We start from the raw sequence: 13,589 nt of genomic DNA on the forward strand, positions 1-13,589 counted from the left end.
TAACCGGGGTCACCGTTCCGATTCTACGAGGGGCACGCGATGACACGCACACCAGCACAGATCGTGGAACACGTCCGTCGCCAGGTGGCGGGGGAGCAGTCGCACGACTCGTTCGCCGACATGTTCACCGAGGACGGCGTGATGGCCTACCGCTTCCCGGCGCCGTTCCAGGAGCCGGAGATCAAGGGCCGCGACGCCATCCGCGCGTACTTCGACAGGATGAGAGGCGCCCGCGTCCGGGAGAAGCTCGAGATCCAGCACGTCGAGGCCATCACCAGGCTCACCGACGACCCGGACGTGGTCGTCGCCGAGATCACCCACCGCGGCTGGTCGAAGGTGAAGCAGGACTACTACACGTTCACCGCCGTCGCGATCATCCACTTGCGCGACGGCGAGATCGTCCGCTACGACGACTACATGAACCCGTTGCTGCTGCAGGAACTCCTCGGCGCATGACGTTCGACCTGTCCACCTGGTGCACGTCGACGCTGGGCAGCGCCTCGTCGTCGGTGTTCTACTCGCGCGAGTCGATCTCCTCGGTCTTCGGCGTGCACCTGGTGGACGGGCGTTCCGTGTACGTGAAGGCGCGGCCGGACGACGGACGCGCGGCCTCCTGCCTTGCGGCGCAGTCGTTCCTGGCTTCGCGGGGTTTCCGTGTCCCCGGCCGCTGACGCCGGTCGTGGCGGTCGACGGGCTGGCCGTGCACGCCGAGGAACCGTTGCCCGGTGGCGAGATGCTGCTGGGTGCTTCTACGGCGGTCGCCGTGCGCTATGCGGAGGTGTTTGCGCTCTCGATGTCACTGCTGGCGGAGGTCTCCGTGCCGCCGCCGGTGCCTGCGCCCCGGTGGGCTCGGTGGGACCACACCGATCCCGGCTTGTGGCCCGCCATCGACTTCCTGGACGCGCGGGACCAGAGCGTGGTGCCGTCGTACGTCGTGGAGGTCGCTTCTCGGGTTCGTGCGCGGTTATCGGGCTGTGCGCTGCCGTGTGTGTTGGGACATGCGGACTTCGAGGCGCAGAACCTGCGGTGGCGCGGTGGTTCCGTGCTGGCGGTGCACGACTGGGACAGCCTGGCGTGGCAGCCTGAGGCGGCGTTGGTGGGGGCTGCTGCCGGGGCGTTCGCCAACGCGTCACCGCCTGGGCTCGTGCCGGTGGAGAGTTCGGCGGCGTTCATCGAGGCTTATCAGGCTGCGCGCGGCCGTGCGTTCTCCTCGGAGGAGGTGGAGGTCGCTTGGGCTGCGAGCTTATGGACCGCCGTGCACAACGCACGGTGGGAGGTGCTGCACGGGGATCCCACGGTGTCGGGGGATGCGGTGCGGGAGCAGGCGGCGGAACGGCTCCGGCTGGCGAACGCCTGACGCTCCGTCCGCTTCCAGGGCGTCACGAATGTCAACGGCGCGATCCCGAACTGTCCGGCTTTTGTCCTGTTGCTTCCTTGGTGTGTGGCCGGACTGTTGCTCATCTTGTTCCACAGCAGTGTCAAAACGTCTCACGACGTGTCTGCCGGTTGCCGCTCGGATCGAGGATCGCCTAGCTTCCGGGGTACTCGGAATCGCACGAGTCCGAGCCTCGCCCACACCGGGGCGACGCAGCCGCATGGGGCGTGCGGCCCGAGGTGATGCAGGCCGATGTGGAACGGAGGTAGGACCGCCATGCCCGCTGTGTTCGTCAGTCACGCCGTTGACGTGGTTCCTTACCGCCGTCGTGCGCGGACCTCCGGCGTAGACCTGGCGAGCGAGTTGCGGAAGCTGCGGTCGAGGATGAAGCGGCGGGCGGAAAGCCTGCTGGCCGACGCCGCGCTGGCGGAAGAGTGGGGCGAGACGGAACTCGCCGAGGCGCTGTTGTCCGCTGCTGTTCTGGCGGAGTCCGCCGGCCGGTCTGCGCGCGTCACCGCGGAGCGCAAGCCTCGCGAGCAGCTGGGTCCCGAGGTGGGACCGCCTGAGGCGGCACTGCCCGCGCGCCCGGCGCCGGAGAAGGCCGCGGCGCGCGCTCATGCCGAGTGGAGCGCGTTTCCCCGCAGCATCATTCGAGGTGCGCTCTGGCTGATCACGCGGCCGACTGCACGTCCTGACTTCTCGCCTGGGCGGTGGGGTGCCGAACCGTCCGAATTGTGGTTCGGTCGCTCGCTGGAAGGCCTTTCTCGAATCTTGACTCCCGTTCGTGTGAGCTTGATCGGAGCCGCGGCTGCTGGAAAGTCCGCGCTGTTGCATTCGCTCATCAATGACGGCGATGCCGACTTTGGCTCGCAGTCGCTCTTGTGCTGCCGCGATTCGTCGTCGTGGCCGAGTGGTTGGTTGCGACTCGCGACGGACGAGCAGCCGACCGGGCCCCGTTTCATCCCTGACCCGTGGTCGCTGTGGCGAACGATGCGAAGCCTTTCGCTGTATCCCGGCGAAGGCCATCTTCCTGGCTGGTTCTCGCCGTCGGTGCAGTTCGTTGACGTGCCCGGCCTGGGCGCTCGCCTCGATTACGGGACAGAGGGTCTTCGTGCAGTAGCGTATGACACCGGTCCGTGGGTTCCGCATCAACTGCCCTCTTGTGTGCAGTTCGTGTACGCAGACATCGGTAAGTCCGAGCTGGGCCGAGTCGGTGCCGCGTCAAGGGTCGGCCTGCCGCGCTCAGAGTTCGTGCTGCCGGCTTCCTGGAGGCCGGGGCTCAAGCCGCTGCGTGGTCCTGCCGAAGAGGTGCGCACGGGTGGACGCCGCGACGCCGACCCTCGGCTCCGAGCGGGTCCGTCGTCGGGTGGTGACTCTCTGACGGCGCTCGGAGCGGGTATGCACTGCCGCAGGCCGACTGGTGCGGCTTTGTTCGCGGTCGAGCTGCTCCGGTCAGGGGTGGACGGCGAAGTGGCCCGCGTTGAGGGCCCTGCTGATCTGCGCTCACGCGTCGCGCGGCTGTTCACGCGGCGATCAGCCACCGTGCTCGGCGTGTGCTCACTGGTTGTGCGGACCGGCTTCGGCGTTGCGGAGACCTGTGCTCGCCTCGGTGGTGCGCGATCTCGACGCGCGACGCTCCCGGCGCCGCATCGCGGAAGTCCCGCGCCGAAGCGGTCGGGACCCGGCCGGCGAGCTGTGGTGAAAGTGCGAGGCGGCCACGACCGCAGGTCGCTACCCTTCGAGGTCTAGCGCTGGCGAAGACGACTGGCCGGCCCACCAACTCCATGCTTCCGCAGCAGCGATGCTGCGGAAACCCGATCGCATTCGTTCTGTTGGCGCAGGCGGGCTTTCGGGAAAGGATCAGAGATGGTGACGTCTCTCGATCGCGGGAACAAACCCGCTCAAGAAACCAGTAGGCCTCCCGCTGCAACGGGAGGCCTACTGCTTTTTGGCCACTTTCTGTCCAATGTTTGAACCGGAACATCGTTTTCATCCCATGTCTTCTCCTTGATCTCCAAGCGTCGACGAGTTGGTTCTTGGCGAGGATCGAAGGTGGCGCGTTGATCAGAAACAGTGCTCGGCGATTCGAATTTTCTATATCTTCGCGAAGTGGAATATAAAATTCGGGCGGCATGTCGTCGCGCGTTGTTTGCGCGGGCACTTTACGTCTGGTATCTCTGTGTGGTCGCACTCGTGTTTCGTGTCGTGCGACCGCCAAGATCATCTGATCTGGGCGAGTCACAACAGACGGTCGACAAGACCCGCCTGCGCCAACCAGAACAACTCCATAGAGATCGGGTGAGACATGAACCAGAAGAATTCGGCGGCGACGCTGATTCTGCTCGGAGTCCTCTCCTTCCTGGTGGCCCTGCTGCACATGGGCCACCCCCTCAGCACCGCGCTGCTCGCGGCAGGTGCCGGGGGCGTGATCGCGGCGGAGATCGCTTACCGGCTGCTCGGTGGTCCGGAAGCTCCTCCGCCCCCGCCGGGCCTCCCGGTGAGGCTGCGGCCGCTCACGTAGGACGACCGGTCGGCTCCGGTACGCGCTTTGCAGAGCGCGTACCGGAGCCGTTCCGCCTGACCAAGGAGAACGACATGAGCGACTTCGACGTCGTTGCCCAGAAGATCAGCGGCCTGGTCCACGACCTCCGCCGTGCACACAGGACGGACGGAGAACCGTCCTTCGACGTCATGGCCCGCCGAGCCGGCTATTCCAAGGCCACCCTGCACCGAGTGCTGAAGGGCAGGGACCTTCCGAAGTGGGACGTGCTCCACGCGTTCTTGACGGCCTGCCGGGTTGCCGAGGACGAGATGTCGCCGTGGAAGGCGCGCTGGATCGAGATCAAGAACTTGATCGACCCGATTCCCGCGTCGACGACGACCGGCGTGCCCGGCGTGACCGCGGACGACTCGTGTGACCGATGTGGACTGCGCATCGGGAACCCGGACGTCCACGCCGCATGGCACGAGCAGTTCGTGCCGCGGACCGACACGGCTCGCCGTGCTCTGACCTCGGTACCTGCTTAGGAATTGGGCGAAGGGCCCGTCGGGGGATCGACATCCCTCGACGGGCCCTTCCGCGTGTCTAGCCCGCCGCCCGGCGCCGCCGTTCGGCCAGCACCGCCGACAGGTACGGGTGCGGGTGCGTGTTCTCCACCCGAGGCGACCTGATCGCCACCCCGACGTCGTGCGACAGCCGCGCCCCCAGGTCCCACCGGGCCTGCTCGCTCAACTCCGCGTACCGCAACAGGTACTGCCGCACCGCCAGCGCCAGCTCTTCCGGCAGTTGCGACAGGTCGAGCCCGGCGGCCCACGACGCGAGCTGCGGCGGCATGGTCGCGAGCTCCGCCTCCTGGCGCGGCAGGCGGGTGCGGATCACGACCGTGCCGGCCAGGTGGTCGCCGACCCGCTTGCCCTGCTTCGAGAACAGCGAGACGAACAGCGCGATCGAGCCCGCCAGGCCGAGGACCCAGAAGTCCACGACGAAGCCGGTGAGCGAGCGGACCAGGGCGTGGCGGAAGCGGATGGCGCCGCCGTCGTCGCGCACCACGCGCAGGCCCATGGCCATCTTGCCGAACGAACGGCCTCGCGTGACCGTCTCGATCGCGGTCGGGAAGCCGACCATCACGCAGACCACCAACGCCAGCGCGAGCGCGTCCTGCAGGGCGTTGTCGACGTCGACGGGCGTGATCAGGAACAGCAGCACGAGCAGGCCGAACTGCACGGCCAGGTCGAGCGCGTACGCGACCGCCCTGCTGGCGAGCTGTGCGACCCGCAGGTCCAGAACTACCGCTTCACCGGTGACGAGGTCCCCCACGCGGATAGTGTGACTCATCGTGGATCTGGACGTGTTCATCGATCGCCACCGCGCGTCGTGGCAGCGCCTCGACGAGCTGACCGGGCGCGCCGGCAAGCTCAGCGGGGGCGAGGCCGACGAGCTGATCGAGCTCTACCAGCAGGTGACGACGCACCTGTCGGTCGTGCGCAGTCAGATGCCGGACCCGGCGACGGTGGAACGGTTGTCGGCGTTGGTGGCGCGGTCGCGGTCGGTGCTCACGGGCACGCACACGCCCGCGTGGCGGACGTTCACGCGCTTCTTCTCGCACCGGCTGCCCGCCGCGATCTACCTCGGCTGGCGCTGGTGGGTACCGGCCGGCATCGCGTTCTACCTGGTCACCGGCATCATCGCGGCGTGGATCGCGTCCAACCCGGACGTCACGGCGTCCATCGCGGCGCCGGAGGAGATCCGCGAGATGACGCGCGTCGGCGGCAGCTACGAGTCGTACTACTCGAGCAACCCCGCCGGGTCGTTCGCGGCCAAGGTGTGGACCAACAACGCGTGGATCGCCGCCGCCTGCCTGCTGCTCGGGGTGCTGTTCGCGATTCCGCCGATCTACCTGCTCTTCACCAACGCGCTCAACGTCGGCGTCGGCATCGGGCTCATGTTCGGTGCGGGACGCGGAGAGCTGTTCCTCGGGCTGTTGGCGCCGCACGGGCTGTTGGAGCTCACGGCCGTGTTCGTGGCCGCGGGGATCGGCATGCGGCTGGGCTGGCAGGTGATCGACCCCGGCAAGCGCACCCGGTCGCAGGCTCTCGCCGCCGAAGGCCGGTCGGTCGTCGCGGTGGCGCTCGGACTGGTCGTGGTGCTGCTCGTGGCCGGTGTGCTCGAAGGGTTCGTGACGCCGTCCGGGCTGCCGACCTGGGCCCGCATCGGCATCGGCGCGGCGGCTGAGGTGCTGTTCCTGCTCTACGTCTTCGTGATCGGACGACGGGCCGCGCGGCAGGGCGAGACCGGCGACGTGGACGCGCGCGAACGAGAGGACGTCGCGCCCGTCGCCGTCTAGAGCTTTCCTGCGGCCTTCAACGACAAGTAGCGGTCCGCGAGAGCGCGTGGCAGGTCATCGGGCAGTGCGTCGACCACGTCGACTCCGTGACGTGCGAGCAAAGCGGTGAGACGGCGGCGTTCGGCCAGAGTGCGTTCCGCCGCCGCTGCCGAGTACACAGCCTCCAGGTCGCCACGTCCGGCGGCCATCGCGTGCACGGCCGGGTCGGACACCGACGCGATCAGCAGGCGGTGCCGCGCGGCCAGCGCCGGCAGCAGCGGCAGCAGGCCGTGCTCGATCGACGGCTCCAGCGACGTCAGCAGCACGACCAGCGAGCGGCGACCGGCCCGGCGCAGCACCTCGGCGACCGCGCCGCGGGCGTCGAACTCGACCAGTTCGGCCTCCAGCGGCGCCATCGCCTGCACCAGCACGGGCAGCGTCGCCCGCGGCACCGAGGCGCGCACCTTGGTGCTGAACGCGACGAAGTCGACCTGGTCGCGGGCCTGCGAGGCCAGCGCGGACAGTAGCAACGCGGCGTCCATCGACGTGTCCAGGCGCGGCAGGCCGCCCAGGGCACCGTCCACGCGTCCGGCCGAGGTGCGGGCGGTGTCGAGCACGATCGTCACCTGGCGGTCGCGTTCCGGGCGCCAGGTGCGCACCACCACGTCCGACGACCGCGCCGACGCACGCCAGTCGATGGACCTCACGTCGTCACCGATCACGTACGTGCGCAGCGAGTCGAACTCCGTGCCGGCCCCACGGATCAACGACGCACGACGACCATCCAGTTCGCGCAGCCGTTCCAGCAGAGGCGGCAGGTGGCGGCGGCTGTGGAACGGCGGCAGCGCGCGCACGGTCCACGGCACGACGTGCGAGCCCTGCCGTGCCGCGATCCCCAACGGGCCAAGCGAACGCACGGTCACACGGTCCGCCACGCGGTCGCCGCGACGCACGGGCCGTAGCTCGAACGACAGCACACGCGACCCACCAGCGGGCACATCCACGTCCACCCGGTCAGCGACCACACCGGCAGAAGGCGCCCATGCGTCCCGAAGAACGCCACGGAGCCGACGGCCGGGGTTGTGCACCGTCAGCTGAACGGTACAAAGCTCGCCCGTGCGCACAGAGGTGGCCCCCGCGCGCGAGAACGTCAACGGCCGCACGCTCGCCGCCAACAACAAGTCGACGGCCACGCACAACGCCAGCAGGCCGAGCAGGAGGAGAACCCCCTGCCACGACGGCAAAATCAGCCCGACGACGAGAACCCCGATGAGCGCGAGCAGTCCCGCGCGGCCCGTGATCGCCACGTCAGCGCGGCACCTGGACCGTGCCGAGCACCCCGTCCAGCACGCCGTCCGCCGTCACGCCCTCCAGTTCGGCCTCCGGGCGCAACTCCAGCCGGTGCCGCAACGCGGGCCGTGCGAGCGACTTCACGTCATCCGGCGTCACGTAGTCACGGCCCGAGAGCCACGCCCACGCGCGTGCGGCGGCAAGCAGAGCCGTTGCGCCACGGGGAGAAACACCCAGACGCACAGCCGGAGACTCACGCGTCGCACGGCACACGTCCACGACGTACGCGATCACCTCGGGAGCCACCACCAGAGAACGCACCGCGGCCGCACCGGCGTCCAGGTGCGCCGCACCGGCCACCGGCGACAACGTCGACAGGTCACGCGGGTCGAACCCGGAGGCGTGCCGCGTCAGCACGTCGATCTCGTGCTCCCGCGCGGGGATCGGCATCGTGACCTTCAGCAGGAACCGGTCGAGCTGCGCCTCGGGCAACGGGTAGGTGCCCTCGTACTCCACCGGGTTCTGCGTCGCCACGACGATGAACGGCGACGGCAGCGGCCGCGTCGTGCCGTCGGCCGACACCTGCCGTTCCTCCATCGCCTCCAGCAGCGCGGCCTGCGTCTTCGGCGGCGTCCGGTTGATCTCGTCGGCGAGCAGCAGGTTCGTGAACACCGGCCCTTCGCGGAACGAGAACGCGGCGTTGTGCGTGTCGTAGACCAACGACCCCGTCAGGTCGCCGGGCATCAGGTCCGGCGTGAACTGCACACGCGTTGTAGAGAGGTCCAACGCGCGCGCAAGAGCACGCACGAGCAACGTCTTCGCGACGCCGGGAACACCCTCCAACAGCACGTGTCCCTTGCACAGCAACGCGAGGATCAACGACGTCACGGCGGCGTCGTTGCCCACCACGGCCTTGCCGATCTCCGCGCGCAACGCCACCAGCGCCGTGCGGGCTTCCTCGGTGGTGACCACAGCCGTCATGCTTTGCGCACCTCGTTCTCCACAGCGTCCAGTTCAGCAGCCAGCGCGACCAGCCCCCGGTCGTCCACCGGCCCGTCGTCGTCGAGCAGCGCCCGCACCGCGGCGGTGGGACGCGACGTCCTGCGGGCGATCTCCTCGGACGGGTCCCCGCCCCGCGGCACGCCCAGCAGCGGCCCCAGCCGGTCGCGCGTCGCCTGCCGCAGCACCGACGCCGCGTGCGTGGCGGCGTGCGAGCGGCGGTACAGCCGCGCCCTGCCCTCCACGGTCTCGGCCGCGCGCACCACGACCGGCAGCGGCTCGGGCACCACGCGGCCCAGCCGGCGCGCCCGCCACAACGCGATCAGCACGGCCGCGACGCCCAGCTGCAGGGCGGCGAACTTCCAGCCGTCCGGGATCAGGTCCGTCAGCGACTTCTGCCGCGACAGGTCGGCCGCCGACGGCAGGTACCAGACCAGCCGTTCGTGCTGGCCCAGCAACGACAACGCGAGCGCCGCGTTGCCCTCGTCGTCGATGTCGCGGTTGGTGAAGATCGCGCCGTAGCCGATCGTCGTCACCGTGCCGGTGCGCACCAACGTCGAGTCGTAGCAGGTCTGTTCGCCCTCGTAGGTGAACCCGCCCATGGTCGCGGCACCGGCCTTGGCGGCGAGCGGGCACCCCGGCTGCCGCGTCTCGGGCTCCAGGCGCGCGGCCGGGGCGGCGGGCGCGAGCAGCACGGTCGCGGCGGCCCGGCGGCTCAGGTCCGCGAGCCGGTCGGGGTCGACCAGGTCCGGCCGCGTCACGAACAGCGTCGCGCCGTCCACGGAGACCGCGTTGTCGGTGAGGTCGACCCGCACGCCGTTCTGCTCCAGCAAGGTCGCGACCGCGTGGCTGCCCTGCGGCTGGAACGAGCGCGGGTCGAGCGCGCCGCCGTCACCGGTGCCGCGCAGCAGCGTGATCACGACCGCCGCGAAGACGATGATCACGCCGATCAGCACGGGACCGCGCGCGGCCGTCCAGAGCCGCCGGGCGTCGGGGGACACCGCCGTCATCCGCGCACCCTGCCGTCCACGGAGACCAGCAACCGGTAGCCCTCCGCCGTCGCGGTCCTGCCGCCGTACCAGACGTCGTCGAACTGCACCGCCGCGCCGCGCAGGTCGTCGGCGAGCGCCGGAAGGGCCTGTCCCGCTTCGAGAGCGACCTCGTCGACGGTGCGTCCGGCCCGTGCGTCGAGCACGCCCCGTTGCTCCAGTTCGCGCACCACGGCGCGGAAGCGTTCACGGATGGCCTCGGCCAGGTCGCCGGCGGCCGCGGCCTTCTCGGCGGCGGCCCGGTGCTGCGCCGCGGTCAGCACGGTCGAGCCGAACACCCCACCGCCCGAACGCAGCGCACGGCTCGTGCGGCCCGCACGGAGCCGGATGACGATCACGATCAGCACCACCACGGCCACGACGATCGTGGTCGCGGTGATGCCGTTCATGCCGCCCACCCCGGCGAACAGCTCGTCGAGGCGGTCCAGCACCCAGTTGAACGCGCGCTGGACCAGGCTCGGGTCGTCGGAGACGTACGCCGGGTCGCGGAGCTCCCGGACGGCCGCCTCCCGCGCGTCGTCGCGGCCGAGGTCTACCGGTACGTCAGCTACCGCCATGCCCCGCGGCCCGCTGGAGTTCGATGTCCATGCCCTCGGCGCGCATCCGGCGGTCGACGTAGACCAGCACGGTCACCGCGGAGCTGAACGGGAGGGTGATCGTCGAGGCGATGATCGCGCCGATCGTGACCAGGACGAGGTAGATCACGTTCAGCGTGGCGGCGGGATCGGTGCTGAAGCCGGTGGCCGCCATGCCCATGAGCTGGAACGGCACGACGACGATCGAGTTGATCACGCCGGTGATCAGGGCGGCGACCAGGAGGATGCCGAAGGTGCGCCACCACGCGCCGTTCACGAGCTTGCGCGAGCGGCCGAACGCGGTGCCGACGCCGCAGCGCTCCAGCACCAGCGCGGGCGTGACCAGCGAGAACACCACCCACAGGCCGATGGCGATCACGACGCCCGCGATGGTCGCGAGGATGAACACGGGGACGGACTGCGACACCACGGCGAGCGCGACGAACGCGAAGATGACGACGCCGATCATCAGGCCGTAGAGCAGCGTCGCGCCGAGCAGCGGGAGCAGCCGCGGCTTGAACTCCTCCCACGCCTGGGCGAACGTCACCGGCCGGCCGAGCACGGCGTGGCCCGCCACGACCGTGATGAAGCCCGACAGGAAGACGGTGCCGAGCAGCACGAGGAGGGCCTCGACGCCCGTGCCGACGATGGCGCTGGGCACGGTGGCGGCGAACTGGTCGAGCACCTGCTCGGGCGTCGCCGTGTTCGGGTCGATCGCCGCGACGTCGGTGAGGGCGCTGAGGAACGGCAGCTGCACCACCAGGCTGACGATCTGCGTGATCGCGGCGACGACCGCGGCACCGCCGATGAGGATCTTCGGGTGGCGGCGCATCGTCGTGATGGCGCCGTCGATGATCTCGCCCAGACCCAGCGGCCGCAGCGGGATCACGCCGGGCTTGATGGTCGGCGGCGGCGGAGGCATGGTGTAGCCGTACTGCGGACCGTGCTGCGGCTGCTGCTGCGGCGGTGGCTGGTTCGATGGCTGGTCTGGCGACGACCAGCCGGGCGTCTCGGACATCGCGGCTACCCCCGGTTGTGGTGTGAGCGGCATCCTGCCAGACCAGTGCGGGCGGAACCGGGCAAAGCGATCACGAAACGAGTTCGGTCCGCGCCCTCGAAGGTGTCGTGCGCCGCATGCCCGCGCGCACGCACCGCCGCACCACCTCCGGCTGCTCCCGCATGAGCCGCAACCCGCGCCGCACGAGCGTCGGCACCGGCTTGCGGGCCTCGGCGACGTCGCGGGCGAACCGCCGCACGAACGTGACCGGCGGGCTCGGCGCGAGCACGATCGCGTCCCGCAGCACGCCCGCGTCCCGCGCGCCCTGGACCAGCAGGTCCGCGAACAGACCCTCCGCGATGAACGCGGGCGCGTCGCCGAGCTCGATCGTCTGGGTGCCGACCGCGCGGTCTTCGCTGATCGAGTAGACCGGCGCCTCGACCCTGCCCGTCTCCGACAGTTCGATCACGGCCTTCAGGGCCTTGTCCGCGTTCCACGAGCCGATGTCGTCCCAGTCGGCGCGGCCGTGGTCGTCGCGGGGGAGCAGCGGGTCGTCGCCGTCGCGGTAGAAGTCGTCCAGGCGCAGCACGGGCCAGCCGAGGTGGGCGGCGAGTGTCGACTTGCCTGAGCCGGAGGGTCCGGCGAGCAGCACGGCACGGGGGATGGGCACGGAACGCGATCCTCCCACATGTCCTAGGCTCGAACGCATGAGCGAAGGTCTGTTCGACGAGGGCCTCTTCGGCGCGACCGACGAGGAGAAGGCCGAGCGCATCGCGGCCAACGCCCCGCTGGCCGTGCGGATGCGCCCCGCCTCGCTGGACGAGGTCGTCGGCCAGGACCACCTGCTCGGCCCCGGCGCCCCGCTGCGCCGCCTGGTCGAGGGCGCCACGCCCGCGTCCGTGATGCTCTACGGCCCTCCCGGCACCGGCAAGACGACGCTCGCGACGTTGGTGTCCAAGGCGACCGGCCGCAGGTTTGTCGCGCTGTCGGCGCTGTCCGCGGGCGTCAAGGAGGTGCGGGCGGTCATCGACGAGGCCCGCCGCCGCCTGGTCCGCTCCGGCGAGTCCACGGTGCTGTTCATCGACGAGGTGCACCGGTTCTCCAAGACGCAGCAGGACGCGCTGCTGGGCGCGGTCGAGGACCGGATCGTGCTGCTGGTCGCGGCCACCACGGAGAACCCGTTCTTCTCGGTCGTGTCGCCGCTGCTGTCGCGCTCGCTGGTGCTGCAGCTCAAGTCGCTGACCGACGACGGCGTGCGGTCGGTCATCCGGCGCGCGGTGTCCGACGAACGCGGCCTGGGCGGGTCCGTGCGGCTCGAACCCGACGCCGAGGACCACCTGATCCGGCTGGCCGGGGGCGACGCCCGCCGGTCGCTGACGGCGCTGGAGGCGGCCGCGGACTCGGCGGTGGCCTCGAACGACGGCGTGATCACGCTGGAGCTGCTGGAGTCCACGGTGGACAAGGCGGCGGTGCGCTACGACCGCGACGGCGACCAGCACTACGACGTGACGTCCGCGTTCATCAAGTCCATCCGCGGCTCGGACGTCGACGCGGCGCTGCACTACCTCGCGCGCATGATCGAGGCGGGGGAGGACCCGAGGTTCATCGCCCGGCGGCTGGTGATCCACGCCAGCGAGGACGTCGGCATGGCCGACCCGACGGCGTTGCAGACGTGCGTGGCGGCCGCACAGGCCGTGCAGCTCATCGGACTGCCCGAGTGCGCGCTCAACCTCGCGCAGGCCACGATCCACCTGGCGACCGCGCCGAAGTCCAACGCCGTGACGACCGCGATCTACGCCGCGATCGAGGACGTGCGCAAGGGCGCTATCGGTGCCGTGCCCGCGCATCTGCGCGATGGGCACTATGCGGGCGCCGCGAAGCTCGGCAACGCCCAGGGCTACCGCTACCCGCACGACGTGCCCGAGGGGGTGCTCACACAGCAGTACGCGCCGGACGACCTGGTGGGCCGCGACTACTACGAGCCGACCGGACGTGGCGGCGAACGCGCTCTCGCGGAACGGCTGCCCCGCCTGCGCCGGGTGATCCGCGGCGAGTAAATCGCTTGGCGGCCCGCGCATGATCGACGCATGGAACTCGTGCCGCACGACCCCACCGACGGCGTCTACGCGACCGGCGGCGACTGGGTGCACGCCATGGAGGTCCGTGGCGCCGAACGGTTCTTGTTCGTCTCGGGCACGATGGGCCTCGACCCGGCCGGGAACCCCGGCGCGGACCTGGCCGGGCAGCTCGACCTGATCTGGGCCAACATCCGCGCGATCCTCGCGTCGGCCGGCATGACCGTCGACAACGTCGTGCGGCTCACCAGCTACCTGCGCGACGCCTCCTACGCCGAGGCCAACGCGGCCGCGCGGGTCGCGGCGCTCGGCGGCCGGGCCGTGCCGACCACCGCCATCGTCGCCACCACGCTGGTCAGCGACTGGCTGGTGGAAATCGAGGTGATCGCGGCCGGCTGACCTCGGT

16 protein-coding genes are annotated in these 13,589 nt (G+C 70.3%); 9 read left to right on the plus strand and 7 right to left on the minus strand.

Annotation, left to right across the window (positions count from 1 at the left end; all coding sequences use genetic code 11):
- Nucleotides 1–39 precede the first annotated feature (39 nt).
- The 6 genes from ABZX02_RS32865 to ABZX02_RS32890 all read left to right on the plus strand — a co-directional run bounded on the left by ABZX02_RS32865 (nt 40) and on the right by ABZX02_RS32890 (nt 4,402).
- Nucleotides 40–456 carry a nuclear transport factor 2 family protein gene (locus tag ABZX02_RS32865; protein ID WP_355304051.1) on the plus strand — a complete coding sequence of 139 codons (417 nt, stop codon included), beginning with the start codon at nt 40–42 and terminating at the stop codon, nt 454–456.
- Nucleotides 453–671, plus strand: coding sequence for a hypothetical protein (locus ABZX02_RS32870; protein WP_355304053.1), 219 nt, complete (start codon nt 453–455; stop codon nt 669–671). The genes ABZX02_RS32865 and ABZX02_RS32870 overlap by 4 nt, the downstream gene beginning before the upstream one ends.
- A gap of 8 nt (nt 672–679) precedes the next feature.
- On the plus strand, nt 680–1,357 hold the full coding sequence (locus ABZX02_RS32875) for a hypothetical protein (protein ID WP_355304054.1): 678 nt from the start codon (nt 680–682) through the stop codon (nt 1,355–1,357).
- A gap of 294 nt (nt 1,358–1,651) precedes the next feature.
- Entirely contained in the window at nt 1,652–3,124 is a 1,473-nt protein-coding gene (locus tag ABZX02_RS32880) for a hypothetical protein (protein ID WP_355304056.1), read from the plus strand.
- Nucleotides 3,125–3,680: 556 nt separating this feature from the next.
- The gene (locus tag ABZX02_RS32885) at nt 3,681–3,896 is read left to right on the plus strand and encodes a hypothetical protein (RefSeq protein ID WP_355304058.1); all 216 of its coding nucleotides are present in this window, start codon (nt 3,681–3,683) and stop codon (nt 3,894–3,896) included.
- A gap of 74 nt (nt 3,897–3,970) precedes the next feature.
- On the plus strand, nt 3,971–4,402 hold the full coding sequence (locus ABZX02_RS32890; protein WP_355304060.1) for a helix-turn-helix transcriptional regulator: 432 nt from the start codon (nt 3,971–3,973) through the stop codon (nt 4,400–4,402).
- Nucleotides 4,403–4,460: 58 nt separating this feature from the next.
- Here the strand turns inward: ABZX02_RS32890 and ABZX02_RS32895 are convergent, their stop codons facing one another.
- Nucleotides 4,461–5,192, minus strand: a complete 732-nt coding sequence (locus tag ABZX02_RS32895; RefSeq protein ID WP_355304062.1) for an RDD family protein — start codon at nt 5,190–5,192, stop codon at nt 4,461–4,463.
- 19 nt (nt 5,193–5,211) lie between these two features.
- On the opposite strand from ABZX02_RS32895, the gene ABZX02_RS32900 reads away from it, so the two are divergent.
- Nucleotides 5,212–6,219 (plus strand): stage II sporulation protein M, encoded by a 1,008-nt coding sequence (locus tag ABZX02_RS32900; protein ID WP_355304064.1) that lies wholly within the window; start codon nt 5,212–5,214, stop codon nt 6,217–6,219.
- Here the strand turns inward: ABZX02_RS32900 and ABZX02_RS32905 are convergent.
- From ABZX02_RS32905 to ABZX02_RS32930, 6 genes are all read right to left on the minus strand, one after another.
- Nucleotides 6,216–7,505 (minus strand): DUF58 domain-containing protein, encoded by a 1,290-nt coding sequence (locus ABZX02_RS32905; RefSeq protein WP_355304066.1) that lies wholly within the window; start codon nt 7,503–7,505, stop codon nt 6,216–6,218. The genes ABZX02_RS32900 and ABZX02_RS32905 overlap by 4 nt on opposite strands.
- Before the next feature lies 1 nt (nt 7,506).
- On the minus strand, nt 7,507–8,469 hold the full coding sequence (locus tag ABZX02_RS32910; protein ID WP_355304067.1) for a MoxR family ATPase: 963 nt from the start codon (nt 8,467–8,469) through the stop codon (nt 7,507–7,509).
- Complete coding sequence (locus tag ABZX02_RS32915; RefSeq protein WP_355304069.1) at nt 8,466–9,497, minus strand: DUF4350 domain-containing protein; 1,032 nt, start codon at nt 9,495–9,497, stop codon at nt 8,466–8,468. Before ABZX02_RS32915 ends, ABZX02_RS32910 begins: the two co-directional genes overlap by 4 nt.
- Complete coding sequence (locus tag ABZX02_RS32920) at nt 9,494–10,093, minus strand: DUF4129 domain-containing protein (protein WP_355304070.1); 600 nt, start codon at nt 10,091–10,093, stop codon at nt 9,494–9,496. Before ABZX02_RS32920 ends, ABZX02_RS32915 begins: the two co-directional genes overlap by 4 nt.
- Nucleotides 10,080–11,129 carry a hypothetical protein gene (locus tag ABZX02_RS32925; protein WP_355304072.1) on the minus strand — a complete coding sequence of 350 codons (1,050 nt, stop codon included), beginning with the start codon at nt 11,127–11,129 and terminating at the stop codon, nt 10,080–10,082. Before ABZX02_RS32925 ends, ABZX02_RS32920 begins: the two co-directional genes overlap by 14 nt.
- Before the next feature lie 70 nt (nt 11,130–11,199).
- A complete protein-coding gene (locus ABZX02_RS32930; protein WP_355304074.1) occupies nt 11,200–11,778 on the minus strand; it encodes a uridine kinase in 579 nt (192 codons plus the stop codon).
- Between the two features lie 37 nt (nt 11,779–11,815).
- On the opposite strand from ABZX02_RS32930, the gene ABZX02_RS32935 reads away from it, so the two are divergent.
- On the plus strand, nt 11,816–13,165 hold the full coding sequence (locus ABZX02_RS32935; RefSeq protein WP_355304076.1) for a replication-associated recombination protein A: 1,350 nt from the start codon (nt 11,816–11,818) through the stop codon (nt 13,163–13,165).
- 30 nt (nt 13,166–13,195) lie between these two features.
- Nucleotides 13,196–13,582 carry a RidA family protein gene (locus tag ABZX02_RS32940; RefSeq protein ID WP_355304078.1) on the plus strand — a complete coding sequence of 129 codons (387 nt, stop codon included), beginning with the start codon at nt 13,196–13,198 and terminating at the stop codon, nt 13,580–13,582.
- Nucleotides 13,583–13,589: the final 7 nt, after the last annotated feature.

Origin of the sequence: Lentzea sp. NPDC003310 (genome assembly GCF_040610935.1) — a bacterium.
Classification (GTDB): domain Bacteria; phylum Actinomycetota; class Actinomycetes; order Mycobacteriales; family Pseudonocardiaceae; genus Lentzea.

Bases quoted from the DNA above. Each gene is read 5' to 3' on its own strand.
- ABZX02_RS32865 (WP_355304051.1), top strand. From the start codon at position 40: ATGACACGCACACCAGCACAGATCGTGGAACACGTCCGTCGCCAGGTG.
- ABZX02_RS32870 (WP_355304053.1), top strand. From the start codon at position 453: ATGACGTTCGACCTGTCCACCTGGTGCACGTCGACGCTGGGCAGCGCC.
- ABZX02_RS32880 (WP_355304056.1), top strand. From the start codon at position 1,652: ATGCCCGCTGTGTTCGTCAGTCACGCCGTTGACGTGGTTCCTTACCGC.
- ABZX02_RS32885 (WP_355304058.1), top strand. From the start codon at position 3,681: ATGAACCAGAAGAATTCGGCGGCGACGCTGATTCTGCTCGGAGTCCTC.
- ABZX02_RS32890 (WP_355304060.1), top strand. From the start codon at position 3,971: ATGAGCGACTTCGACGTCGTTGCCCAGAAGATCAGCGGCCTGGTCCAC.
- ABZX02_RS32910 (WP_355304067.1), bottom strand. From the start codon at position 8,469: ATGACGGCTGTGGTCACCACCGAGGAAGCCCGCACGGCGCTGGTGGCG.
- ABZX02_RS32915 (WP_355304069.1), bottom strand. From the start codon at position 9,497: ATGACGGCGGTGTCCCCCGACGCCCGGCGGCTCTGGACGGCCGCGCGC.
- ABZX02_RS32920 (WP_355304070.1), bottom strand. From the start codon at position 10,093: ATGGCGGTAGCTGACGTACCGGTAGACCTCGGCCGCGACGACGCGCGG.
- ABZX02_RS32925 (WP_355304072.1), bottom strand. From the start codon at position 11,129: ATGTCCGAGACGCCCGGCTGGTCGTCGCCAGACCAGCCATCGAACCAG.
- ABZX02_RS32935 (WP_355304076.1), top strand. From the start codon at position 11,816: ATGAGCGAAGGTCTGTTCGACGAGGGCCTCTTCGGCGCGACCGACGAG.
- ABZX02_RS32940 (WP_355304078.1), top strand. From the start codon at position 13,196: ATGGAACTCGTGCCGCACGACCCCACCGACGGCGTCTACGCGACCGGC.